Source organism: Photorhabdus khanii NC19, assembly GCF_000517265.1.
GTDB classification, from domain to species: Bacteria; Pseudomonadota; Gammaproteobacteria; order Enterobacterales; family Enterobacteriaceae; genus Photorhabdus; species Photorhabdus khanii.
This window is the reverse complement of sequence record NZ_AYSJ01000015.1, coordinates 408664-434087: the sequence shown is the minus strand read 5'-3', so window position 1 is coordinate 434087 and position 25424 is coordinate 408664. Positions and strand designations below refer to the sequence as shown.

The following is a 25424-nucleotide window of genomic DNA, read 5'->3' as shown; positions in this document are numbered from 1 at the left end:
GGTATCATTCTGGTACTGCCAGCCGGTCTGGTTGCCGTTGGCATCGGTGAAACTCAGTTGGCGGCCATGCTGGTCTCATTCACTCAGACGGGTGTGGCCGTCCGCATCTTTGTAGCCGTTCGGCAGGCCAAATTCATCCCACAGGATATGGTGCTCCGTGCCGTTGCGGTCGCGGCAGTGGAGGATGTGGTGCGCGTCGTTGAGATGCCAAACTGTGCGGGTGCCGTCGTGCCAGTGCGCCGTGCGGGTGAGGTTCTCATCGTCGTATTCCAGCCGATAGCCCGCCCCCTCGCTGGTTTGCTGGGCAATGACCCGCCACAGCCCTTCGGCTGTCTGTTCCCACTGGTAATCACAGCGCAACCCCCGTCTGTCCTGATGCCATGCCATCACGCCGTGCTCTGTCCAGCCGAATTGTCGCTGGAGAGAGTCGTTACGATGGCTGACCCCCGTCAGTTGGGCGTGCTCATTATAATGGTAGCGGCAAAGCTGAATACGATGGCCGTCATACCATTCGCGCCAGACGGCAGTGAGGCGGGAAACCGTTTTGCCATCGATATCCATCATTACATAGTCACAGTGCAGGTTCAGCCCGCCATGGCCCGTGATGCTGACCATCCGGTTCTGCTCGTTGTAATGAAAACGCTGTTCGTTGCCGACATTATTGCGGATGTGGCTCAGGCGGCTGAGGCCGTTATTATCAAAAGCCGTATAGTGATAAACTAATTCGCCTGCATCACGAATTTCCCATTTGCCCTCTTCCGTGTGTATCAGGTTGCTTTGAGCCTCAGGGCAAAAACAGCGATGACCTGCCGGCACGTCAGGAAAGGGCACGATATCCCCGGCAGGGGAACGCCAGAGCAACCCGCCTTCCACGCGCGTGAGATGGCTTTCCCAGAACAGGCTCCAGCCCCGACCCAGTACGCTGTCATATTGATAACGGCTCAGGTAACTACGCTGCCAGTAGAGCGGTAATTCAGCGTCAAAAACGAAGTCCAGCTCATCCTCATCGTTCAGGAATTTCTGACCGGCAATGACTTCCACCGGGTTCATCAGAATCCCCGCGACAGGTATCGCCACGGCAAGCGCCCCCAACCGACAAGTGATTTTGCGGATTTTAGCCGCGCCCGGTATCTGGTTGAACAGCTTCTGCAACGCGCCGGGGCCTTTGGCTGCCGCGCCACCGAAACTGATTAACCCGGCTGCCAACATCGTTAAATCGGAAACGGTATACGCCCATTGGGGGATTTCCGGCGCAATCTTTGCCGTCTGCGCCGTCCCGCCGCCGATGAAGACATTAGACGAACCGGTCATGACCGCGGCATCACAGACCGTTTTGTCTCCGACCCGCACCGCAGGATAGCCATTGATGAAAACGGAAGCAGAGCCTTCCGCCATCTGGCGCAGGCCATTTTCTTTACTGCACGCCACTTGACTGCGTGTCGCGATGGCGGCGGGTTTGCTGTTGATATAGACATTGGGGGAACCACTCTTGATTTCCCCGCAGGGACTTCGCGACGAGGCCCCCTTAGAGACGCAGGCGTCACGCGCCATGTCGCCTAAATATCCCGCCGCCATGCTCACCGCAACGGCGGCACCCATCAGCAAAACGCCCACCCCGAGACAGGATGTAGCTAATCCGGCGACAAAGAGGGCCCCCGAGAGAATTCCCCCGGCGGCAGAAATTAATGAACCGATGACGGTGCCCGCAATCAATCCCGCCATAGCACTGGAATGGCCTATCGTGTCTCCGAGCCGTGCAGCTTCTGGCATAGCGTCCCCCCCTAGAACTGGAAACTTTTCAGGCAGTCATCCAGCCACTGCCGTTGCGCCTCGGTGAACGCCTGCTGGGATGACAGGGTGAAAATCAGCGCTTTTTTCTCATCCAACCGGAATACCGCCTGATATTGATAGACCTGTTGCCCCTTTTTGGGCCGATAACGGGAGAGCAGCGCCGTGCCTTGCCGCAGGCTATCGCCCAGCGTTATGGGCTGTTCTGCCAATAATTGCCAGTCGCGCAGACCGTTTTTCAGCAGATCTTTTTGGCGGGTGAGATAACTGGCGAGATCTTCGCCTTCGACCAGCTGATCACGCGAGATATTTAGCGCGGGTGCATCGGGCGCGATGAGGATGTTTACCGTCTGTTCCTGATAGCCTGCCGGTAACAGAATGCTGCCTTCAGTGAACCGACAACGGGGGCGATTATCCATCTTTCTTTGTCTTATTTAATCAGTAAGTGATGTTATTAATACATTTAATACATTAAGCATGTTCGTCCGGTTAGGTCAGTGAGCCGAATGCTTATGAGGCAACCACTCTGGCATAAGCACCGTTAATCCACCGCCGTCACAGACAACCTGAATTGATAACCCCGATTGAACAGAGGCAGGCGGTATCCTCTTCTCAGCCATCAATAAAGCGACATAATTAATAATATTATCCGCTTAATATTCAGGCAAAAGGTTATAACAAAAAATCGCCTATGTCTTGATTATTAGGTGAATTAATACTCCATGAATTTAATAAGATGTGATTTATGTCACAAAAAAATGCCAATAATCGCGCTGAAAATCCGTTTTAATGAACTAAATCACTACAATTTTATTCAATAAATTTACCTTGCCCGGTTTACAGACCTTGCATTAATCACCAGATAAGTTTAACTCTGCATTTTTTATGATATTGAAAAAAATCAGCGCTGTTTAAGAATAGTCAGTTCAGAGACGTACAGATTCAGGCTCGTTTTTTAGGTTGGAATGTGTAGGCAATCAAATCTAAGTAGCAACTAATGGACACCGACCTATGCAAGTATGGGTTTTTATTTTTTCTGACAATGTAGTCGCAAACACATATTCGGATTCAGTGGGTCCCTTCCGGTATAGCTGTTGTTCTAACGTCTTCTCCAGTATATAACTCATATCCGGACGGTTATCTGCTTCCACAATGGCATTTAGATTTAAAACCAGAAAGAGTAAAGGATATGCTAATGGTATTAAAATCAAAGCCATTTCTTTAATGGTTTTTAATACTGCTAAATATTTTTGTTCTTTTTCCGCTGATAATCTGGTTAATCAAAAGGCTTATCGGCTTTTTCAACTATTGTCTCTGATTTTTCGAAAACCTCTTATAAATATGTAAAAACGTAAAATCTTTTGTTTGAGAAAATTTTTTAATGCGGTTAATCCTGTTAAATGTTTTTATATAATCTCATATTCCTGTTATTCGGTTAATCCAGTCATTTCGTCATCTCATTAATCAATTTAAAACCCATTTTTCCTGATGTTTTCTCTTTTAATGTCAGTATAATATCGAGTTTTTTACCCACTTTGAAAACTCCTTAATCACTGCCTTTTACCCTTAATGATTAAAGTCTTATCTGTTTTTCATGACATACTTGCGCTTTTTCACGATTTTAAAAACCCATCTAGTCGCAGCAAAATGCCATAAGAGAACCTCACTTGATGATAACAACTTGACAGTCCATGATTACATTAAAATAATAATCATTATCATTTCCCCGAGTTATTGGAAATCATAATGGTAACCCAGAAAGCCATATCTGAAATTGATAATTTAGCGCAACAATTTTACTTTGAACATCATGACTGGTTATACAACTGGTTACGCCATAAAGTCCCCTGCCCCTGCCATGCTGAAGATCTGACTCAGGATACGTTCCTGAATGTTCTGTCCAGTTCAAATTTGTCAGATATCCGTCAACCACGGCCTTTTCTGGCAACCGTGGCTCGCTGCCTGGTTGCTAACTACTACCGCCGGAGAAAAACGGAAAAACACTATCTGCAATATATAAACACCATACCAGAAACGACCATGCCTTCTACAGAAAGCAGATTGGTTACATTTGAACAGCTTGAGAAGCTCGATATCACCCTTGATAAACTACCAAGCCGGGTAAAACAAGCTTTTCTGCTCGCACAATTACAAGGTCTGCGTTACAGCGAAATAGCTGATCAGCTTCAGATTTCTTCCAGTTCAGTGAAACAGTATTTGCAGCGAGCCCATAACAAATGTAAAAAAGTTCAATTTTTCATTTAAAATTCGCCAAGCCGTGTTACATTCACAATTGATTTCAATATGAAATCATAAATAAAGTAAATTATTATAATTTACCTATAACTGGATATTATGGAGAAAATTATGCGACACGGAATTACCGCTGCAATCCTACTTTGCTGCTCTGCCAGCGCTTTTGCCACAACACCACAAATCATCGCTCACCGTGCTGGTACAGGTGATGCACCTGAAAATACAGAATATGCAATTTCCAAGTCCTTAGAGAACAAAGCGGATGCCATCTGGATAACTGTTCAGCTTTCAAAAGAAGGTATTCCTGTGCTCTATCGTCCATCAGATCTGAATAGCTTAACCAATGAAAGTGGGCCTGTTTCTGCCTATAACGCAAGTCAATTGACCAAATTTGATGCCGGTTACAAATTTGGCTCTGATAGTGAGCATCCATTCCGCAATAAAGGGTTAAGTATTCCAACACTGGAACAAGTCTTAAAAAAATATCCAGAGACTTTCTTCTATATTGATCTGAAATCACCCGATGCCGATCCAACACAGCAAGCCAAAGCGCTAGAAAAAGTACTAACCAAGCAGAAAGCTCTGGCACGTACCCGTTTCTATTCCACTGATGAAAAATACCTTAACGCGTTGCCAAACATGATTCAGCGCTTCGAAAGCCGTGATAAAACCCGCACCATGCTGGCGAATATTACAATGGCTCACCAGTGCGATATTCCTGAAAACACAGACACTGCTCGCTGGTATGGTTTGGAAATGCGCCGCAATGTAGAAGTTGTTGAAAAATATACTCTTGGTGAAGCACGTTCCAAATCAGTATTGTCATGGGATAAGGAAGCAATGAAGTGTTTCCGGGCTAAAGGTGGTGCAAACATCATTTTATTTGGCATTAAAACCAAAGAAGATTTCAAACAGGCTAAAGAGCTCGGTGCCGATGGTGTGCTGGTAGATTCACCCAAGCTATTCAGTACCTTTAAAACAAAATAAGATTTTGAGGTTCCCGAAAACAAGCAGTTACAGTAATTATTTTCTGAAGGAACCGCTTTTACATCTGTAAACAAAGCAAAACCTGCAGTTCTCTTCTCTGTGGGTTTTGACCACTGATAAACCTTGTTTAAAATAGTTCAAAATGAGATTTTCAGTAATCAATCCCCAATTTCTTTAAACGTGAGATCAATGTCGTTGGGTTCATTCCTAATAATTTTGCTGCACCGTCATCACCAAAAATCTTCCCTTTGCATTGTTTAACAGCAAGAGAGAGATTTTTAATTTCCAACTCTTTCAGCTGTTGCATGGTCAGCACGCCTTCGATTCGTTGAAGTTCATCGTGAATATTCTGACACGTAGTTTCATTTTGCTGTTGATCTTGCTCCAGCAAATATTTAAAGGAAACAGCACCCTGCTTTGCTGTAATGAGTGCGCGTTCAATGACATTTTGCAGCTCACGGATATTGCCAGGCCAGTCATATTGCTGTAGCCCCAAAATATGCTTTTGTGAAAATGGTAAATAATTAATTTTACGCTTGTCACAAATCAACTTAGTAAAATGTGTAACCAAAAGTGGAATATCTTCTTTACGGTCACGTAAGGCAGGTGCATAAATCGGGAATACATTTAAACGGAAATACAGGTCTTCACGAAAGCGTTTGTGTTTAACTTCTTCTTTTAAATTGCGATTGGTAGCGGCAATAATCCGCACATTCACATGCCGCGTTTTTTCTTCGCCAACCCGCTCAAAGGTTCCTTCTTGCAATACACGCAACAATTTACTTTGTAGCTCTATAGGAATTTCGCCAATTTCATCTAAAAACAATGTACCTTGGTCTGCCAATTCAAAACGTCCGACACGGTCACGCACAGCCCCAGTAAATGCACCTTTGACATGTCCGAAAAATTCACTTTCAAACAGTTCCGAAGGAATAGCGGCGCAATTGACCCGAATAAGTGGTTGCTGTTTACGGTGACTGGATTGGTGAATGGCACGGGCGATCAATTCTTTGCCTGTACCTGATTCACCATAAATCATCACGTTGGCATCAGTTGAGGCGACCACCTTGATTTTTTCAATAATCTGTAAAATGGGTTCACTGCTGCCAATAATTTCATGATATTGATTTTCTTGTAAAATCTCTTCTTGCAGATATTCATTCTGCTGTTCCAGACGGCTTTTTAAATCTTGCAGTTCTTCAAGGGCATGAGTCAATTGTTTTTCGGTATTCAGCCGATCGGTAATATCGCGGAACACCACTACCGCGCCAATAATTTCACTATCACAAATCACTGGGGTACTGGTAAATTCCACCGGAAAGCAACTGCCATCACGGCGCCAAAAAATTTCCTGAATACCTTCATGTACAATACCATCATGTACCGCCGCATAAATCGGGCACTCTTCTTCAGGATAGGGCTCACCATTTTCATGGGTATGGTGATGAATCTGATGGATATTGTTACCCAGTGTATCTTCAGGTTGCAGTCCCAACATTTTAGCCCCGACAGGGTTAATAAAGGTACATAAGCCTTGTTTGTTAATACTGTAAATACCGTCACCGACTGAACTCAGTAATAAATGCTTGCCTGTGTCGGAGTCAATAAACAGTTCTTGCAAGGCTTGCGATTCTTTTAAACCTGTGCCAATGACTTTATCAGCATTTGTATTGAGTTGGCGCAGCTCTAAATCTTTGACATCCACCAGCGACCATATCAGCAAGGTTTTGTTTTTATAGGGCAATGAAATGGAAGTAATATCCAACTGGATTTTTTCACCATTTTTATCAAAGACATACAACTCATTGTTCCAGGCCCAACCTTTTGCCAAAGCGCCTTCGGTAAATGCGATAAGGTATGGCAGTTGTCTGAAATGACCAAAAATGGAAGTCACCGTTTTTTGAATAATTTCATGACGTTCATAGCGTAATAGTTGGGTGGCACTAATATTCACATCAATAAACTGGTTTTGATGTGGGTCTAGCACAATTAATGCCTGTGACGTGTGTTCAAATACCAACGGGCGAATCGAATCTTCAGAAACTACCCAGTCCGAGATAAAGTCAGTTGTATTCATACTATGAATTTTCATAATTTAAGTTATGGAATTTCATAATACTACGAAAAATCGTAACTTCCCAGCAGTTCAATTTATCTCCAAAAAAATATTTTTATAAAAATTAAATGTTATTTTTCAATTTGATAGTAATTAACCTCCGCCTAAAAGTATAACTTGGCACAGCTCTCGCATTAATACAGTCAGACTAGACTACATGTTGGTTCATTCCCAAATAATATTGAACTAGGAGGCTGCTATGCCAAACATTGATATCGAACAATATAAAGACGGCGATTTTCTCGTTGATTATGAAGAAAAAGTGTTTGAGGACATCAAAGCCCAGCCGGGTGAAAAAGCATTGGTGACTTTCCATACCGTTGCATTTGAGGGATCAATTGGACTGGTCAATGTATTACAGGCAAAGCGTTTATTACGCAAAGGCTTTGAAACCAAAATCTTGCTTTACGGCCCAGGCGTGCAGTTGGGTGTACAACGTGGTTTTCCAACTTTAGGGGCAGAAGCTTTTCCGGGTCTCTTAGCCGTCAATAATCAGTTGAAAGCCTTTATGGAAGAAGGTGGCGAAGTCTATGCCTGCCGTTTTGCGTTGCAAGCGATGTATGGTCAAACCGAAAAAGCGCTTATTCCGGGAATTCGTCCAATTAATCCACTGGATGTAATGGATTTAAAACTGCTGATGCGTCGTGACAATGCCTTAATCATTGATACTTGGACTGTCTAAGTAAACATAAATATAAGGGGATAAGGTTATGAACAGAATCGTTAAAGCTGCCGCAGTGCAATGTAGTCCAGTGCTTTATAGTCAAGCCGCCACGGTAAAAAAAATCTGTGACATTATTTTAGAGCTTGGAAAACAAGGGGGGCAATTTGCCGTTTTTCCTGAAACCGTCGTGCCTTATTACCCTTATTTTTCCTTCGTACAACCACCATTCGCCATGGGTAAAGAACATTTAAAACTGTTGAATGAATCGGTGGTTGTACCTTCCGAAGCAACCTTAGCAATTGGGCAAGCCTGTCTTGAGGCCAGCATGGTAGTGTCGATTGGCATTAATGAACGTGCAGGCAGTACCATTTATAATGCCCAACTGTTATTTGATGCTGATGGTTCTATCATTCAGCATCGCCGCAAAATTACCCCAACTTACCATGAACGAATGGTGTGGGGGCAAGGTGATGGCAGTGGTTTACGTGCCATTAATTCTACGGTGGGACGTATTGGTTCGCTGGCATGTTGGGAACATTACAACCCGTTGGCACGTTTTTCTTTGATGGCAGATGGTGAGCAAATTCATGCTTCCATGTTTCCTGGTTCGTTGGTAGGACAAGTCTTTGCCGATCAAATCAACGCAACCATCCAACACCATGCTTTAGAATCTGGCTGTTTTGTGGTCAATGCCACCGCATGGCTGCATCCCGAACAGCAACAGCAAATTATGCAGGATACCGGCTGTGATATCGGTCCAATTTCAGGAGGATGTTTTACCGCCATTGTTTCTCCCGAAGGCAAGTTCCTGGCTAAACCGATCACGCAAGGTGAAGGTTATTGCATTGCCGATCTGGATTTCAGCCTGATTGATAAACGCAAACGCATGATGGATTCGATTGGGCATTACAGTCGTCCTGAATTGCTCAGTTTATTGATTGATCGTCGTCCAACACAGGTATTACACGAACTGAAAGTTGAACCATCAGATCAAAGTCATCTCGAAAAGCGCTCAAAATCCAATGAAGAACATGTCGAAACCGTATTGATGTAAACCCAATCGATAGGGGGTAAAAATGTCTGCAATACAACTATTGACCGATTTGCAATGTAATGGTCTGAAATGGGAAGGTAAGTTTGGTTTGTCCCGTAGAGGTGGCGCAGGGCCAAGCGATCATAAAGCGTTGAGCCTTGACGGGCAGACCATGATGATTCCGGTGCTAAACCTTGCAGCACAAGACTCTCCCTATACCGCAAAGCCTGAACCGCACTCTGACAAGGTGATCGTCTTTAAAAACCGGATTCCGGTGGCGACCTTAACTGCGCCTGCACGACCCCGTTTTTATGATTTAAAAACCGCCGAAGGCATTGCCTATGAACAAATTGCGACCTTACATAGCCGTGATGTGTTGGCGACAACGGTGTTACAGCATTGCATTCGTATGAAGGACAAGGCAACTGCATGCCAATTTTGCTCGATTGATCAGTCTCTAAAAGAGGGTCGAACCTTGCCCCGTAAACGCCCGGAACAATTGGCGGAGGTAGCGAAAGCAGCCGTTGAACTGGATGGCGTCAAGCAAATGGTGATCACCACAGGCACGCCAAATACGGGAGATCGTGGGGCAAAAATTTTATATGACTCAGTTAAAGCGATTAAGGCGCAAGTAGATTTGCCAATACAGGTACAGTGCGAACCACCCGATGATTTTGCCTGGTTTCAACGTTTAAAAGATGCAGGCGCTGTGTCGATTGGCATGCACCTTGAGGCGGTGAGCGAGCGTATACGGCAGAAAATTATGCCGGGAAAAGCCGAAGTCTCGTTGGAAAAATATTTTGCGGCATTTGAAACAGCCTTTACAGTGTTCGGTCGGGGACAGGTCAGTACCTACATTTTGGCCGGTTTGGGCGACACCGAACTGGAAATCGTGGAGATGACCGCCAAACTGACTGAAATTGGGGTGTATCCATTTGTAGTGCCGTTTGTACCGATTCAAGGTACACCATTAGAGCATCATCCTAAACCTGATCACGCTTTTATGCAGTCGCTCTATCCGAAAGTTGGACAGCAACTTAAACAACATGGTTTGCACTCGGAAAAGACTCAAGCCGGCTGTGCCAAATGTGGCGCTTGCTCTTCGCTGAAAGCGTATGAATAAGGAGAATGTGATATGGAACTTTCTCACTATCGTTGGCTGCTTGAGCTAAATGACGGGCTGAAACCATTTGTTAGCGATGACATTGCCATCAAAATTGTGTCGGAAGATTGGGAGCGTCGCCAATATTATCGTTTGCGTGAAGTAACCTTTCGCGATGAACAAAAAATCTTGCAAGAAGATCGTGACGAGCACGATGTTGAAGCATTAGGCATTGTTGCCATTGGGAAAATGTTTGGTGAGCATGACCGGGTGATTGGTGCAGTGCGGATTTTCCCTGATGGCGAACAGACATGGTATGGCGGGCGTTTATGCGTAGAGCCTTTATATCGACGTCGCCATATCATTGGTAAAGCATTAATCAATACTGCGGTATCAACCGCCAAGAACTTGGGATGCCGTACTTTTTTAGCCACTGTGCAAAGTCAAAATGAACGTTATTTCAAAAGGTTATGTTGGGATAGTTTGCATCAGTTGACCGTTGCCAATATTCCACATGTGTTGATGCAGGCACGGATTGAAAACTATCCTTTACAGCATATCCCGCTGCAAGCCTATATGCAGAAGGAGACGCAATGATGGAGCTCAATCAACTACTCGAAATGTTAAAACAGACACCCGCTATGCAATCCAAGCAGGCGATTGCTCACACGGTTTCAGTCAATACAACTTGCCATGTGGATTCATTGGATAGCTTATATGCCTATCCCGGAGATGACACGGCGGCACTGCCGCTAAATGGTCAATATGTATTGCACGCCTGTGAAGGCATGCTACCCAGTTTTGTGACCAATCACCCTTATTTTGCCGGATGGTCAGCGGTAATGGCGAACATCAGTGATATTGCAGCCATGGGTGGTCGGGCATTGTCCGTAGTAAATAGTTTTTGGCATACCAGTAGCGAACATGCCCAGTTGTTAATGCAAGGTATGCAGGATGCTTGTCGTGCTTATGATGTGCCATTGGTCGGTGGGCATACCAATCTTGCCATCGTTTATCAGCCCACTTTATCCGTTGCGATTCAAGGCATAGCGCGAAAACTACTCTCGGTGTTGCATGTCAAACCACAACAAAAAATTCTGATTGCGTTAAATTTGCAAGGGCAATTCCACGCCAATACCACTTATTGGAAATGCTTTGAACGGGTGCCTGACCACATTTTACAGTCACAAATTGCCTTATTGCCGCAATTGGCAGAGGCAAATCGGGTTCATGCCGCCCGTGATATTAGCAATGCCGGCATTTTAGGCAGTTTGTTGATGCTGCTCGAAGCTACGGCATCGGGGGCACATATCAACTTAGATGCCATTCCTAAACCTGACGATGTGGACTGGTTTAAATGGCTACAAATTTTCCCCAGTTTTGGTTTTTTACTGACTGCCGATGCAAATGAATGTGAAGAAATTATCGAGCTGTTTCACTGCCAGAACATTGCCTGCGCGGTGATTGGTGAAACCAATGTCAGTGGTGAGGTTGCCGTGCAGCAGCAACAGCAATACGACATATTTTGGGATTTTAACAACCGAATGTTTACCGGTTTTTGTTATGCCGACGTTTTAACAAAGTTACAGACTCAATCCATACAGATTGAGGCTAAAAATCAGCAGGAGTCGATGTTATGCCCAGTGTGAATTTTACCGTGAAATGGCCTGATGGGGAGCTGATTCAATATTACTCACCCTCAACGGTGATTTATGAATATCTGTCCATTGGTCAACGTTACCCAAGTACGCAGTTCTTACATCAGGTTGAAAATGGCCTGAATGCCGCATCGGAAAGGGTACAGGCACGTTATGGCTTTGTCTGTAGTTCGGCCATGGATACTCTGGCAATGATCAAACGCCAAGCCAAATTCTTCGGGCCAAGCCCGGAAGATCAAATTGAAGTTATTGAAATGACGAATCAATGAGAGGGATGTTCCATGTTAAATATCCAAAATCAAATGTTACAGCCACATTATGATGTGGTGATTATTGGTGGTGGTCAGGCAGGTTTATCTATCAGCCATTATTTGCAAAAAGCAGGCATTGACCATGTGGTATTGGAAAAAGAATCCGAGTTAACCCATAGCTGGCGCCGTAAACGTTGGGATAATTTTACCTTGGTGACACCGAACTGGCAGTGTCTATTACCTGAACATCCTTATCAGGGAAAAGATCCTGACGGCTTTATGACTAAGCCTGAGATTGTGGAGTATCTTGACGAATTTATTGAAAAAATTAACCCTCCCGCCATTTTAAATATTCAGGTAGAACATGTAAAAAAAGTGGCAGCACATGAGTTTGTCATTAAAACCAATCACGGTACCACTACAGCCAAACAGCTTGTCGTTGCCGCAGGTGGGTATCACACTCCGATTTATCCAAAACTAAGCAATGCCTTGCCTAAGCATGTGAAAGTGATGCATTCGGAAGAGTATTTAAATGCAGATCAACTGCCTGAAGGAGCGGTGTTGGTGGTTGGATCAGGGCAGTCCGGTGCACAAATTGCCGAAGATTTACATCTGGCAGGCAAAAAAGTCTATTTATCGACAGGCAATGCACCACGTTGTGCGCGATTCTATCGCGGTAAAGATGTGGTGAAATGGCTGTTTGATATGGGTTATTACGAAACGACTGTCAACAATCATCGTTATAGTGAAGAAGTACGTAACAGCACCAACCACTATGTCACAGGGCGTGACGGCGGGCGTGATATTGACCTGCGTAAATTTGCCTTAGAAGGTATGCAACTGTTCGGACATTTTGATGACTTTAAAGAAGGTCAATTCTGGTTTAGTCCAAATTTATCAGAAAACCTGGACCGTGCCGATGACACTTATAATCGCATTAATGCCTCGATTGATGAGTATTTAGAGAAAAATAATATTGCAACCGATGAACCTGCATCGGTGTATCAACCTGTTTGGCAGCCTGAGCAAGAAATCACCCACATTGATTTAATAAAAGAAAATATTACTTCAGTGATTTGGTGTATTGGTTTCAGACCAGATTATTCATGGCTTGATTTAGATATTTTTCAAGACAATGGTTATCCAAAACATGACCGAGGTATTACCATCGATCCAGATGTCACATTTATTGGTTTGCCGTGGTTATATACATGGGGCTCCGGGCGTTTTATGGGGATTGATCAGGATGCCGCCTATGTGGTGCAGCATATTGAGCAACAAATAAGTCAGCAGAATATAGATATACTACCTACTTTGATTAAAGGCGCTAAATCTGAAATCAAAGATAAGCGAATATCTCGAACGTGAGATTCCTAATTTCACCTGACAGAATATTTTTAAGCTCTTATTTTTTCAATAAGAGTCTCATAAGGCATTTTACTTTTCAAACCACCATGTGGTCTGTAGTCGTTGTAAAATGCCTCCCATTCAACCAATTTTAATAGTGAATTTTAAACCGATAATACTTATAAAGGAGTTTTTTTAGATACTTATAGCATAAGGCGTTATTGAAAATATTTTACGGATAATGGCGGATTTTAATTTTCATAAAACACAATTTCATTCTTAGCAATGAAATAGGGAAAAAAATTAAATGCCAAATAAAAAACCAGTATTTTGTCAGCACGTGTGATTTTAAAATCTGGAAAAAAGGCAAGTGTATCACGAAAAAACAGGTAAAAACTTTAATCATCAAAGACAAAAACAGTGATTAAAGATTTTTTAAATCGGATAAAAACGTCGATGTTATACTGACATTGGCGCTGTGTTATTTTTATCTGTGGATGGATGTGATATCCAGTGTAACAGAGGCCAAAATGGCGCATGGGCCCGGCTTAATGGGGAAAAATGGACACAGCATTTTTTATAATGAAAAAACAAACCCCATTCAAAATAATAGGATTTGTCAGCGGTCTGGGTGCATTAAGTTATTATATAAAAATCAATAAATTAAGTTGATATCTCGATAGAGTTCTGTATTTTACTCTCGACCATATTTTGTATAATTGCATATAGGTCTATATCTGTTTGCGGTGCATGGATAGAAATGATAAGGCTATAATTTGCCACGGAATCATAACGCTCAAGCACACGTCTCGTTCTCCACCACCCCTGAGCAGGATAGACCGCCAGATACCCACAGTTAGCCAGTTCTGCTGCGGTTCCTCGCCAAATATCTTGATGTAATGAGCCTTTGTGTCTCTGTGTTGCTCCCAATAACCAATTATCATCGTTGCCTGTAGCACCATGATCATTATCATCAGAATCGACAGCCGCATTGATTCTGGTGGTAAATTCGTCTAACGACTCCGTTTGTCGTTTCACAGCAAACCGAAGGCGATGTGATGGATAATGATACTTCGAAGCTCCCCCTCGTTCTGATGGATTTGGTTCAATGAAGTAAGAGAGCGTGACACGCATTTCAACCTCTGTATTTTGCAACACCTGTAGTTGCTCTTGCGGCCAAGGCAAAGTATGTAAGTTTAGGTCGCGCGTTTTAATTCCCTTGTTAGTTTTTCGATAGGGTTGCAGGCTGTCTTCTACAATAAGCGTTAAGCTGTTTTTTACGCTCCACAGTGCTCTTTCAATATTGGGTGCACCCCAGCCACAGTGGCGGACAAGCGATGTATAGCCTTTTTTTGTGCGTGCTGGGTACATCTCCAACATCGCTGGTGTCCATTGCGCAGAATGAGTAATCAGCGCACGAATTGTTTCCGGGCGTAGGGAAGGATATTGAGCCATCAATTGCGCTGCCATACGGGCGCAAAGGGCAGAAGCCGCGCTAGTCGCGTTTGTTGTCCAAAAAAGGCGATATTGTGGAGAGGCGCTTGTGGTTAGTAACTCTAAGCTTGCAAAGTTATCAACAATTTCTGTGTTTGATGCTGCATTTCCGCCTTCGAATACGACGTCTGGTTTGTACGGCCAAACCTTGTCCCATTGAATGGATGTCGTTGTAAAAGGGCTTAATGCTCCTTGGCCGGCGACAGGCGAAAAGTCATCAACATCATCTTCGCTGATGTCTATTTTATTTGTAAATGCACCTACAGTAATTGCATTCCAGGCTTGCCCCGGGTCATGGATTTGGTTTAACGAAAGGCTGTCAGGATATGTTGCCCAGTGATCTCTATCGCATATATTTCCAGCCGAGAGCACAAAAAGACGAGGGAATGCGTTACCTGACAGAGCATCAGCAGCAAGGGAATCTACCATGGATGACCAAGCGGAAGGACGACCAAAATCACGATAGTCAATAGCAGTAACGGCAGAACTGAAGACGCGTCTTCGTTGACCAAATAAAATTTCGGGGCGGGCTACAGCGGCGCTAAACAAGTAAGCATGCTGTTTCTCATCTCCTGCGTTAGCGCCCTGACTTGGCGTGAGTTTTACTGACTCAAGGCGATGACGAATATCGATTGTGGTATCGGATGTTAATGTTTCAAACAGGTCGCCATAAACAGCAATACCGGCTAAACCCGTACCGTGATTAGCCATATCATTTAGACCCCAAGCGTCATTAACCGTATGCACATCCTGCTGATGTAATACAGGGGCAAGCATTGGATGCCCTCGGTTTACTCCTGAATCGAGCAAACAAACATAAGGTACATTATCATCGTCTTCCGATGGAGCTTGTAGTCGTTCAAGTGCATCATCAGACCAAAGCCGTTGCTCTGTGATTGAAGAACCGACAAAGAATTCTGCGGTGTCTTTTGCTCGTCTTAATTCTGCTACGCAGTTTAGAATCAATTCTGCACGGGAAAATTGTCTTTGAGAGCAAAACATCCATGTAATGATTCGTTCAGGAAAATGAACTTGATGTTCACTAACACGACATTCAGCGAGATGGCTTAACTTACGAAAATCTGCAATAACGGCATCTCTGTTGCCTCTGACTGGAAGCCAAACCTCCCACCAAAACTCTTCATTTAAGTCTGTAGGAAGAAGATCAAGATCATCGGTCCATAATGACTTTATTCCGGCAAGCCGTATCGAAGAAATAGTATTTATTAGCGCTTTGTGATCAGCAGCTTGACCATCGGCTCGGCGCTTTTCTTTCAAATAATCCTGAATATAATTTTCGAAGTGCTCAATTTTACCGTCAGGAATAAATACATTGGCAGAGGTAACCGCCCCTTCTTCATGAATGCTAAGTACTTCAATATGCCTGGCTTTGTTCCGGCCTTTTTCGCTGCTAAGGCTTCCAAATTCAAGGGCTACGTCGGGCTGACCAACAAACTCAACCTGTAAGCCAATACCACTTCTGAGGTCTAACCGGGCTTGCTGATCTCGCGATTTGGCTGCAATGGCTTTTAACTGCTGTAATTGTGCATTTAGAGCTTGCCCGTGCTCTCTACGCTCCCGCTCAGGAAGATCTTGTGATGAACCTCCGCCAGTAGAGTGAGCTGTATATAGTTGGGAAGTAGATGTTTTTGGGAGAGTTAAGTGTAGCCTTTTATCACGCTTTGTTTCCGTCATAGTTTAATTTATTTTTTTCGTTAATTGATAGCCTACTACTGATTAAACGTCGTTCTTCTAAAGCTTGCTTTAGAAGAACGAGAGCAACTTGAGCACGGTCGCTCATAATTGCATCTTTTATCGATTCATCTACCGCTCTGCAAATTTCAGCATAACTTAAACCTAGTACATGCTTTTCTAATCCATTTTTACAGAAAGGCTTAGGTGTAAAAGAGCCTAAACGAGACTTAATCAAGTTCAAGGCTTGTTCTAAAGTAGGTAAGTGATATTCGATGACATCATCAAAACGTCTGAACAGTGCATAATCCAATATTTCAGGATGATTTGTTGCAGCAATGATTATGCTATTTGAAGTGTCTTGCTCAATCATTTGAAGAAAACTGTTCAATACTCGACGAATTTCACCAACATCGTTTGCAAGACTACGCTGGGAACCAATAACATCAAATTCATCAAAGAAATAAACGCCGCGAATATCAGCGATTGCATCAAACACTTGCCGAAGTTTAGACGCTGTTTCTCCCATGAATTTTGTAATTAAGGCATCAAAACGAACTTGGAACAAGGGAATACCTAACTCACCAGCGAGAGCTGATGCAGTCATAGTTTTTCCTGTTCCCGGTGGGCCAACAAGCAGTACTTTTCGTCTGGGTGACAACCCATGCTCTTTGATGCGAGACATCATCCGTTGTTCTCTTATCAATCTTTGAAGCTGTATATTGGTAAATTCATCCAGTACTACGTCAGATAAGCGATAAGCGGGGTGGCTTACACTAAGTAAGTTACCAAGATCAGTACGATTTTTAGCGGCACTTGCTAATGGAACTAATTTACCGACTTTATCATTAGCGAGTTTTGCTTTCGCTTTGTCCAGTAAATTTAGCAGGTCCTCAGCCAATCTACCGTGTCCTTGTTTGGCTTCGTGCGCAGCAACTTGCATAGCAACTGAATAAAAATGGCTATCATCGCGACTGATGTACGATTTGATAAGTGCCTTGAGTTGCTCTGCGCTTGCCACGTTGGTATTCCTATCTTTTGCTTGCCTGAAATTCACTTACATATTTCTAAGAGTTTAGCAAGTAAGCCGATACAGAGTAAACGTAATAATGCTTGTGTTTTTAGTCTTTAAAGGCTGAGTGAGGGTAAATAAAAAAGAGCTTGTACATACCCGATTAAACTTGCTTTACACTGTTTTAATCGGTCACATTTAAATGCACTAGACCAAATTTGATCTAACATCCATTCTTGATCGCTGTCAGCTCAGCTAAACAAGGACTTATCAAGAACATTCGTCCTTAAAAGGAGCCAAAATGGATCTCAAATAAAGGGATACTATTCCCTAGCACTATGCACGGTAGAACTAGACGAACTACCAGAAAAAATATCGAAAAAGTACCCTTCAACACTACATTGCGCACTTATTGGTCGCCTGGCTATAAGTAAGTCATTTCAACGCCAAGGATTTGGTGAAATCTTACTTCTAGATGCAATTCGAAAAGCTATGGAGTCGTCAAAATCTATTCCCACCCCGATGATTATCGTCGATGCTAAGAACGACATAGCCAAAAAACTGTATATGAATGTAGGATTTGAGGAGTTTCCTCAGATAAAGAGTAAACTGTTCATGCCTATGACTGTTGCAATAGAAATGATAAAAAGGGTAGATGTGATGTAACATGTCGCTACTTTTCAAATCATTTTCGTGCCTTGCTAACGCTTAAATACCCATTCAATCCACTTTTTATATCCATCTCCCCCAAATACTAAAAGTTCGCTCTGCTCTCAATTAGCATTCAGGAAGGAGAATTCTGCCGATTTGTTAAACTCAGATAATCCGATGCTTCTCTAAATGAACCTGCCGAGCCGCTTCACGCGCCATTCGTTTCCTACGAGTATCACAAGGTTCTGGGCAATCACACACTTTCTCTACCCCAATGCTGCTTAAACCACCACAGCTTCCTTGTATGCTCTTACGTTTAATCATGTAGCCTAGTGACATTCCCGCAAAAACCAGCAGGAAAAAGATGAAAGTTGCAATAAATACGGTCAACACGCCCTTCTCCTCCTCTCATTGATTTTTCTGTAAGTATGGCTCAAAGGCTTTACTGTAACGCTCTTCAAAACCATTTTTTGTTTTTACAACCATAAAAACCGGGATATTCAAGCTTTCTGCAACTTTCAATCCTTTTTCCGGCCCTAACACATTTAACCCGGTAGAAAGCCCATCAGCACTCATGCAAACTGGCGCAACTACAGTAATAGAGACCAGATTATGCGAAATAGGAGCACCTGTTTTTGGATCAATCGTGTGTGAATAGCGCACACCATCTTGTTCAAAATAGTTACGGTAATCGCCAGAAGTGGCAATCGACATATTTCCAGGTGTTATCACTTCCTGAGCACTTTGTTCCATTCCGGTATCAGAAGGCTTTTCAATCGCAATCCGCCATGGCAGATCTTTACCATTATGGCCTGATGTACGAACTTCACCACCAATATCAACCATATAATCGTTGATATTCTGCGATTCCAGATATTCAGCAACAACATCTACACCATAACCTTTAGCAATAGATGACAAATCGACATACAGCTCCGGCACTGTTTTAATCAGATTATTGCCTTCCACCGCCAGTTTCTCAATCCCCGTCAATTCTCGACGTTTTTCCAGTTCACTTTCAGAAGGCGTTTTCGTCACACGGCCTTCAGGGCCAAAACCCCATAAATTAACCAACGGCCCCACCGTTATATCCAATGCACCATCCGTTAATCTATTAATATGGATCGCCTCTTTGACCACTTTTGCTGTCGCCGGCGATACAGGGAATGGCTTATTAATTTCACGACTTTGATTAAAACGACTCAATTCAGAATCAGGGCGATAAGTTGACATCTGGTCGTTAACCTCTTCCAGCAGACGATCAATCTCTTTTTGCAAAATTTCTGGCGAGGGAGCCGACGAGCCAGTGACAAATTTAATGGAGTAATAAGTCCCCATCGTTTGCCCATGAATATTTTGCTGCTCCTGGCCATCACATGCAGCCAACAACAGCACTGCAAACATTAACACTATCCAACTACTTATCTTTTTACACACAATTCATTACCCTTTCTGAACCACCAGCGCCCACAAATTGTGGGCGCCAGCATTAAATCAAACCGTTTATGGCCTATCAGCCACCGAAATCATCCAGCATGATGTTTTCATCCTCAACACCAAGATCTTTTAACATCTTGATCACTGCGGCATTCATTACCGGAGGTCCACACATGTAGAATTCGCAATCTTCAGGAGCCGGATGGTCCTTCAAATAGTTTTCAAACAAAACATTGTGGATAAAGCCGGTGTAACCATCCCAGTCGTCTTCAGGCAATGCATCAGATAGAGCCACATTCCAGGTAAAGTTTTCATTTTCAGCCGCCAGCTGATCGAAATCCTCGGTATAGAACATTTCACGTTTAGAACGAGCGCCATACCAAAAGCTGATCTTACGTTTTGAATTCAATCGATTAAGCTGATCAAAAATATGAGAACGCATGGGTGCCATACCCGCACCACCACCGATGAAAATCATTTCCGCATCAGTCTCTTTTGCGAAAAATTCACCGAATGGACCAGAAATAGTCACTTTATCACCGGATTTCAGTGACCAGATATAAGAAGACATCATTCCCGGCGGCGCTTCCGAATCCCTTGGCGGCGGCGTCGCAATCCGAACGTTAAGCATGATAATGCCGTGTTCTTCTGGGTAGTTTGCCATGGAGTAAGCACGAATCGTCGGTTCTTTCACCTCAGAGACAAAACGGAACAAGTTAAATTTATCCCAGTCTTCGCGGTACTCTTCCGGCACGTCATAATCTGCGTAGCGAGCCGTATGTGGTTGAGCCTCAATCTGAATATAGCCACCAGCACGGAAAGGCACGACTTCCCCATCAGGGATTTTCAGTTTTAGCTCTTTGATGAAAGTGGCCTTGTTATCGTTGGAGATAACTTCGCACTCCCATTTCTTAACACCAAATATCTCTTCCGGTAATTTGATTTTCAGGTCCTGTTTTACATTAACCTGACAAGCCAGACGGCAACCCTCTTTCGCTTCACGCTTACTAATGTGGGAAAGCTCTGTTGGCAGAATATCACCACCACCATCTTTAATCTTTACACGGCACTGACCACAAGAGCCACCGCCACCACAGGCAGAAGAGACAAAAATGCCCTGGCTTGATAACATATTCAGCAACTTATCACCGGCAGGAGCGGTAAAGCTCTTTTCCGGATCACCGTTAACTTCAACTTTAATATTCCCGGTGTTAACTAACTTTGATTTTGCGAACAAAATCAGGGCCGTTAGTACCAGCACAATCAGGGTAAACATCACTACGCCTAAAATTATTATATCCATGAACGCTTCTCGCCTTTATAACTGCACACCAGAGAAGGACATAAAACCCAATGCCATCAAACCCGTGGTGACAAAGGTGATCCCCAATCCTTTCAGACCTGCCGGAACATCAGCATATTTCATTTTTTCACGGATAGAAGCTAGCAAAACAATTGCCAGCATCCAGCCTATACCTGAACCAAAGCCATACACGATGGATTCAGAAAAGTTATAGTCACGCTGCGCCATGAAAGAAACACCACCAAAAATCGCACAGTTAACCGTAATCAGTGGCAAAAAGATGCCGAGCGCGTTATAGAGTGAAGGGAAATAACGATCAAGGATCATTTCAAGAATCTGCACTAATGCAGCAATCACGCCAATAAACGTAATAAAGTTCAGGAAGCTGAGATCAACCCCTTCAACCAATGCACCGTCACGCAAGACAAAGTTATAAACGAGGTTATTGGCAGGAACAGAGATCCCGAGAACTACCGTTACTGCAATGCCTAAACCAAACGCTGTCGTGACATTTTTCGATACGGCCAAAAAAGTACACATACCGAGGAAGAAAGCCAACGCCATATTCTCAATAAAGACGGCACGGACAAACAGGCTTATAAAATGTTCCATGTTGTCAGTTACTCCTTCTCAGCCTGCGCCGGTTTCAAAGTCCTCAGACCCCAAATCAGCATACCAATAATGAAAAACGCGCTAGGTGCTAACAGGAACAAGCCATTAGGCTGATACCAGCCACCATTCTGTACGGATTCCATCACGGTAATACCGAACAATTTGCCGGAGCCAAACAACTCACGCAGAAAACCAACCAGTACCAGAATAACACCATACCCCAAGCCATTACCGATACCATCCATAAAGCTCTCAATAGGTGGAGACTTCATAGCATAAGCTTCTGCACGCCCCATCACGATACAGTTAGTAATGATAAGACCAACAAATACAGACAACTGCTTGGAAATTTCATAAGCATAAGCCTGCAAAATCTGATCTACTACGATAACCAGTGATGCAATAATCGCCATCTGGACAATGATTCGTACACTACCGGGGATGTAATGACGGATCAATGAGATAAAAAAGCTGGAAAATGCGGTAACCAACGTCACGGCGATTGTCATCACCAACGCAGTTTCCAGTTTGGTTGTTACCGCCAGCGCGGAACAGATCCCCAGAACCTGCAATGCAATCGGGTTGTTATCCAATAGTGGTCCGAGAAGGACGCGTTTTATTTCTTTACTATCAGCCATCTTTCAACGCTCCTTCGCGTACTTTTTTCAGGAACGGACCAAAACCGTTATCCCCTAACCAGAAATTAAACATATTCTGCACACCAGCAGAGGTCAGAGTCGCACCGGATAGGCCATCAACACCATAAGGATTATCAGCAGCAGCACCGCCACGGACAATTTTGATCGCCGGATGGCCTTCATCGTTATACAGTTTTTTACCTATCCACTTTTTACGCCATTGTGGATTATCGACCTCACCCCCCAACCCCGGGGTTTCTCCATGTGAATAATAGGTAATCCCGCGGGCAGTTTTGCCATCCACATCAACAGAGATAAAGGCATACATAACAGACCACAGACCAGAACCATAAACCGGCAGAACGATTTCACTGGTTTTACCCTGTTCATCCTTCACCAGATAGATCTCCGCCATATTGGCGCGACGGCGGATTTTCGCCAGATCCTTCTCAGGAGGTAATGCGATACTGGTATCATCACTACGCAACGCATCATTCAGGTTAAACTTGCTATGATTCTTTTCAAGCGTTGCCGTATCCAGATTCAGTAGTTCAGCTTTAATACGGCTTTTGAACGTTTCTTTAAGCTCATCAACACTCATTTTAGGGGTTAATAACCCGGCGACATCGAGAATGTTACGCTGTTTATCCAGCAGTTTTTGTTCCTGTTGCTGAGATTTCAGCCCTACCGCAGAACCTGCTACAACAATTGAACAAACGAGACATAGCACAAAAACAACGATAAACGTTCTGCCGATGCTGTCATTATTTTTTGGTTTATCATTAGCCACGGGCTTTTCTCCGCTTAATATTGGCCTGTACTACCAGATAATCAAACAATGGCGCAAACAGGTTGGCGAACAGAATCGCCAGCATCATGCCTTCCGGGTATGCCGGGTTAACGACCCTGATCAGAACACACATCACACCGATCAGAATGCCGTACCACCATTTACCTTTATCAGTAAATGAGGCGGATACCGGATCTGTTGCCATAAAAATCATACCAAAAGCGAAACCACCCAGAACCATGTGCCAGTACCACGGCATAGCAAACAGCGGGTTAGTGTCTGAACCGATAGCATTAAACAAGTAGGAGGTTGCCACCATACCCAACATGACACCAGCGACAATGCGCCATGAAGCAATGCGGGTAAACAGAATGATCGCACCGCCAATGAAAATCATCAGCGTAGAGACTTCACCAATAGAACCCGGAAGATTGCCAATAAAAGCATCCATCCAGGTAACAGGCTGACCGGTAACTGTATTGACTAATCCCTGACTACCACCGGCAGCCCACTGAGACAACGGAGTCGCACCGGAGAAACCATCAGCCGCCGTCCATACCAAGTCACCTGAAATCTGTGCAGGATAAGCAAAGAACAGAAATGCACGGCCGGCCAGTGCCGGGTTCAGGAAATTACGACCGGTACCGCCGAAGACCTCTTTCGCAATCACAACACCGAATGTAATACCCAACGCTACCTGCCACAGGGGAATCGTTGGCGGAACAATCAACGCAAACAGAATAGAGGTAACGAAGAATCCCTCGTTAATTTCATGTTTACGGATAACGGCAAACAGGACTTCCCAGAAGCCGCCAACAGCGAATACAACAGCGTAAACAGGTAAGAAGTAGGTTGCACCAAGCAACATTTTGCTGCCCCAACCCGCATCTGGTGTCAGTGATGCGCCAAAGAACTGAGCAACACGATAGTGCCAGTCAGATGCCAGCAGCTGTTGCAGTTCTGCGCCACTGTGTAAATGATACAGTGCAGGGATCGCCTGTTGACCAACGTTATACATTCCCCAGAACATTGCCGGGAATACCGCCAGCCATACCGTGATCATCATACGTTTTAGATCGATAGCGTCACGGACATGGGCACGGCCAGAAGTGACTGTACCTGGTGTATAGAAAATCGTCGTTACCGCTTCATACAGCGGGTAATACTTTTCTAATTTTCCCCCGGGCTCAAAGTGGTGCTCAATTTTTTCAAAAAAGTTTTTCAGGCCCATGGATCATCCTTCCTGCTCAATCTTAGTCAGCACTTCACGCAATACCGGACCATATTCATATTTGCCGGGACAGACATAGGTACAAAGTGCCAGGTCTTCCTCATCCAACTCCAGACAACCCAGTGCCTGAGCACTATCGGTATCACCTGCAAGCAGATCCCGCAGCAAATGCGTTGCCATAATATCCAAAGGCATAACACGCTCGTAGTTACCGATTGGCACCATAGAGCGCTCACCGCCATTCATTGTGGTTGAAAAAGCAAAACGCTTATTTTTCAGGAAATGACCAATAGTGGTACGGGTAACAGAAAACTTATCGGCACCCGGCATGATCCAACCAAACAGCTCTTTTTCACGGCCTTCACGTAAAACAGAAACTAAAGTGTGGAAACGGCCGAGATAGTGACGAACTTCATCTGACTGGGTACCACATAATACAGAACCTGAAATAATACGGTTTTCACCCACTTTCAATTGATCCTGAGTCAACTCAAGCAGGTCTGCCCCCAGGCAGGTACGCATAAGACGCGGTTTCTCAACTTGTGGTCCTGCCAGTGCAATAACGCGGTCAGTATAAAGTGTGCCGGTAGTGAATAACTTACCGATAGCAATCACATCCTGATATCCCAAGTACCATACCGTTTTAGTCGCGCTGACGGGTTCAATAAAGTGGATGTGAGTTCCAGCAAGCCCCGCAGGATGTGGACCAGAGAACTGATTATAAGTGATTTGTGCATTATTACCGGCATTCGGCAAGCTTCCTGCACCGTGGCAAACATGAACTTTACCTTCGGTTAATCTGGTCAGCACATTCAGACCATCAACGAAAGCCTGTTCTTCGGTAGCGATAACCACCTGTGGATTTGCAGCCAAGGGCTGGGTATCCATTGCTGTTACAAAAATTGCTTTCGGCGAAGAACCGGGAGCAGGGCTTTGACTGTACGGGCGGGTACGCAGTGCAGTCCATAATCCGGAATCAATCAGATTCTTTTCTGCTTGTTCCCGGGATAACTGAACAAGTTGGCAACGATCATAACGGTCAAAATCAACCTGATCGTCTCCCGTTATTTCAATCACGATTGACTGAAAAACACGTCGCTCACCACGATTGATCGCAACTACCTGCCCACAGGCCGGACTGGTGAAAACTACCCCTGGATTCTTTTTATCTTCAAAAAGAATCTGGCCTTTCTTAACATGCTCACCTTCCTTAACCAACATAGAAGGACGCATTCCAACATACTCATCACCCAGCAGTGCTACATGGCGAATTGTCGGACCGTCTTCTATCACTTGAGCAGGCGCTCCTGCAATCGGGAGGTCGAGTCCTTTTTTAATTTTAATCATAAGATTTGCACAAGT

At 44.1% G+C, this 25424-nt stretch carries 23 protein-coding genes; 10 read left to right on the top strand and 13 right to left on the bottom strand.

The features are described from left to right. Positions 1-75: 75 nt before the first annotated feature. Both PTE_RS20680 and PTE_RS20675 read right to left on the bottom strand, forming a co-directional pair. The gene (locus PTE_RS20680) at positions 76-1770 is read right to left on the bottom strand and encodes a PAAR domain-containing protein (protein WP_036850087.1); all 1695 of its coding nucleotides are present in this window, start codon (positions 1768-1770) and stop codon (positions 76-78) included. An 11-nt stretch (positions 1771-1781) separates the two neighbouring features. Beyond that, positions 1782-2207 (bottom strand): DcrB-related protein, encoded by a 426-nt coding sequence (locus tag PTE_RS20675; protein ID WP_036850085.1) that lies wholly within the window; start codon positions 2205-2207, stop codon positions 1782-1784. Between the two features lie 1327 nt (positions 2208-3534). Here PTE_RS20675 and PTE_RS20665 point away from each other — a divergent pair. Both PTE_RS20665 and PTE_RS20660 read left to right on the top strand, forming a co-directional pair. Further along, the gene (locus tag PTE_RS20665; protein ID WP_036850080.1) at positions 3535-4053 is read left to right on the top strand and encodes a sigma-70 family RNA polymerase sigma factor; all 519 of its coding nucleotides are present in this window, start codon (positions 3535-3537) and stop codon (positions 4051-4053) included. A gap of 102 nt (positions 4054-4155) precedes the next feature. Beyond that, positions 4156-5031 (top strand): glycerophosphodiester phosphodiesterase family protein, encoded by an 876-nt coding sequence (locus PTE_RS20660; RefSeq protein ID WP_051477492.1) that lies wholly within the window; start codon positions 4156-4158, stop codon positions 5029-5031. Positions 5032-5182: 151 nt separating this feature from the next. Here the strand turns inward: PTE_RS20660 and PTE_RS20655 are convergent, their stop codons facing one another. Continuing rightward, complete coding sequence (locus PTE_RS20655; RefSeq protein WP_203448989.1) at positions 5183-7108, bottom strand: sigma 54-interacting transcriptional regulator; 1926 nt, start codon at positions 7106-7108, stop codon at positions 5183-5185. A 238-nt stretch (positions 7109-7346) separates the two neighbouring features. Here PTE_RS20655 and PTE_RS20650 point away from each other — a divergent pair, with 238 nt between their 5' ends. The 7 genes from PTE_RS20650 to PTE_RS20620 are packed head-to-tail and all read left to right on the top strand — an operon-like array spanning position 7347 to position 13223. Next, positions 7347-7829, top strand: coding sequence for an MSMEG_0572/Sll0783 family nitrogen starvation response protein (locus tag PTE_RS20650; protein WP_036850071.1), 483 nt, complete (start codon positions 7347-7349; stop codon positions 7827-7829). A gap of 28 nt (positions 7830-7857) precedes the next feature. Further along, on the top strand, positions 7858-8865 hold the full coding sequence (locus tag PTE_RS20645) for a Nit6803 family nitrilase (protein ID WP_036850068.1): 1008 nt from the start codon (positions 7858-7860) through the stop codon (positions 8863-8865). A gap of 22 nt (positions 8866-8887) precedes the next feature. Then, on the top strand, positions 8888-9967 hold the full coding sequence (locus PTE_RS20640) for an MSMEG_0568 family radical SAM protein (RefSeq protein ID WP_036850066.1): 1080 nt from the start codon (positions 8888-8890) through the stop codon (positions 9965-9967). A gap of 12 nt (positions 9968-9979) precedes the next feature. Continuing rightward, the gene (locus PTE_RS20635) at positions 9980-10543 is read left to right on the top strand and encodes an MSMEG_0567/Sll0786 family nitrogen starvation N-acetyltransferase (protein ID WP_036850063.1); all 564 of its coding nucleotides are present in this window, start codon (positions 9980-9982) and stop codon (positions 10541-10543) included. Beyond that, positions 10540-11595: a sll0787 family AIR synthase-like protein gene (locus tag PTE_RS20630; RefSeq protein WP_036850060.1), complete on the top strand. Its 1056-nt coding sequence runs from the start codon at positions 10540-10542 to the stop codon at positions 11593-11595. Before PTE_RS20635 ends, PTE_RS20630 begins: the two co-directional genes overlap by 4 nt. Next, a complete protein-coding gene (locus PTE_RS20625; protein WP_036850058.1) occupies positions 11583-11873 on the top strand; it encodes an MSMEG_0570 family nitrogen starvation response protein in 291 nt (96 codons plus the stop codon). The genes PTE_RS20630 and PTE_RS20625 overlap by 13 nt, the downstream gene beginning before the upstream one ends. A 12-nt stretch (positions 11874-11885) precedes the next feature. Further along, positions 11886-13223 (top strand): MSMEG_0569 family flavin-dependent oxidoreductase, encoded by a 1338-nt coding sequence (locus PTE_RS20620; RefSeq protein ID WP_036850055.1) that lies wholly within the window; start codon positions 11886-11888, stop codon positions 13221-13223. Between the two features lie 642 nt (positions 13224-13865). Here PTE_RS20620 and PTE_RS20615 read toward each other — a convergent pair. Both PTE_RS20615 and PTE_RS20610 read right to left on the bottom strand, forming a co-directional pair. Next, a complete protein-coding gene (locus tag PTE_RS20615) occupies positions 13866-16391 on the bottom strand; it encodes a S8 family peptidase (RefSeq protein WP_036850053.1) in 2526 nt (841 codons plus the stop codon). After that, on the bottom strand, positions 16372-17409 hold the full coding sequence (locus PTE_RS20610; protein ID WP_036850050.1) for an AAA family ATPase: 1038 nt from the start codon (positions 17407-17409) through the stop codon (positions 16372-16374). Before PTE_RS20610 ends, PTE_RS20615 begins: the two co-directional genes overlap by 20 nt. A gap of 234 nt (positions 17410-17643) precedes the next feature. Here PTE_RS20610 and PTE_RS26710 point away from each other — a divergent pair, with 234 nt between their 5' ends. Then, positions 17644-18066 (top strand): GNAT family N-acetyltransferase, encoded by a 423-nt coding sequence (locus tag PTE_RS26710; protein WP_083335212.1) that lies wholly within the window; start codon positions 17644-17646, stop codon positions 18064-18066. Positions 18067-18216: 150 nt separating this feature from the next. On the opposite strand, the gene nqrM is transcribed toward PTE_RS26710, so the two are convergent. The 8 genes from nqrM to PTE_RS20565 form a co-directional block, all read right to left on the bottom strand. Continuing rightward, the gene (nqrM, locus tag PTE_RS20600; protein ID WP_036850047.1) at positions 18217-18444 is read right to left on the bottom strand and encodes a (Na+)-NQR maturation NqrM; all 228 of its coding nucleotides are present in this window, start codon (positions 18442-18444) and stop codon (positions 18217-18219) included. 15 nt (positions 18445-18459) lie between these two features. Then, positions 18460-19455, bottom strand: coding sequence for an FAD:protein FMN transferase (locus PTE_RS20595; RefSeq protein ID WP_422615340.1), 996 nt, complete (start codon positions 19453-19455; stop codon positions 18460-18462). 109 nt (positions 19456-19564) lie between these two features. Beyond that, positions 19565-20791 (bottom strand): NADH:ubiquinone reductase (Na(+)-transporting) subunit F, encoded by a 1227-nt coding sequence (nqrF, locus tag PTE_RS20590; protein ID WP_036850041.1) that lies wholly within the window; start codon positions 20789-20791, stop codon positions 19565-19567. A 15-nt stretch (positions 20792-20806) separates the two neighbouring features. Beyond that, on the bottom strand, positions 20807-21403 hold the full coding sequence (gene nqrE / locus PTE_RS20585; protein WP_021322987.1) for an NADH:ubiquinone reductase (Na(+)-transporting) subunit E: 597 nt from the start codon (positions 21401-21403) through the stop codon (positions 20807-20809). Between the two features lie 8 nt (positions 21404-21411). Continuing rightward, positions 21412-22041 (bottom strand): NADH:ubiquinone reductase (Na(+)-transporting) subunit D, encoded by a 630-nt coding sequence (locus tag PTE_RS20580; protein ID WP_021322988.1) that lies wholly within the window; start codon positions 22039-22041, stop codon positions 21412-21414. Then, positions 22034-22831, bottom strand: coding sequence for a Na(+)-translocating NADH-quinone reductase subunit C (locus PTE_RS20575; protein ID WP_036850038.1), 798 nt, complete (start codon positions 22829-22831; stop codon positions 22034-22036). The genes PTE_RS20580 and PTE_RS20575 overlap by 8 nt, the downstream gene beginning before the upstream one ends. After that, positions 22824-24062 (bottom strand): NADH:ubiquinone reductase (Na(+)-transporting) subunit B, encoded by a 1239-nt coding sequence (locus tag PTE_RS20570; protein ID WP_036850035.1) that lies wholly within the window; start codon positions 24060-24062, stop codon positions 22824-22826. The genes PTE_RS20575 and PTE_RS20570 overlap by 8 nt, the downstream gene beginning before the upstream one ends. A gap of 3 nt (positions 24063-24065) precedes the next feature. Beyond that, entirely contained in the window at positions 24066-25409 is a 1344-nt protein-coding gene (locus PTE_RS20565) for a Na(+)-translocating NADH-quinone reductase subunit A (protein WP_036850032.1), read from the bottom strand. Positions 25410-25424 lie beyond the last annotated feature (15 nt).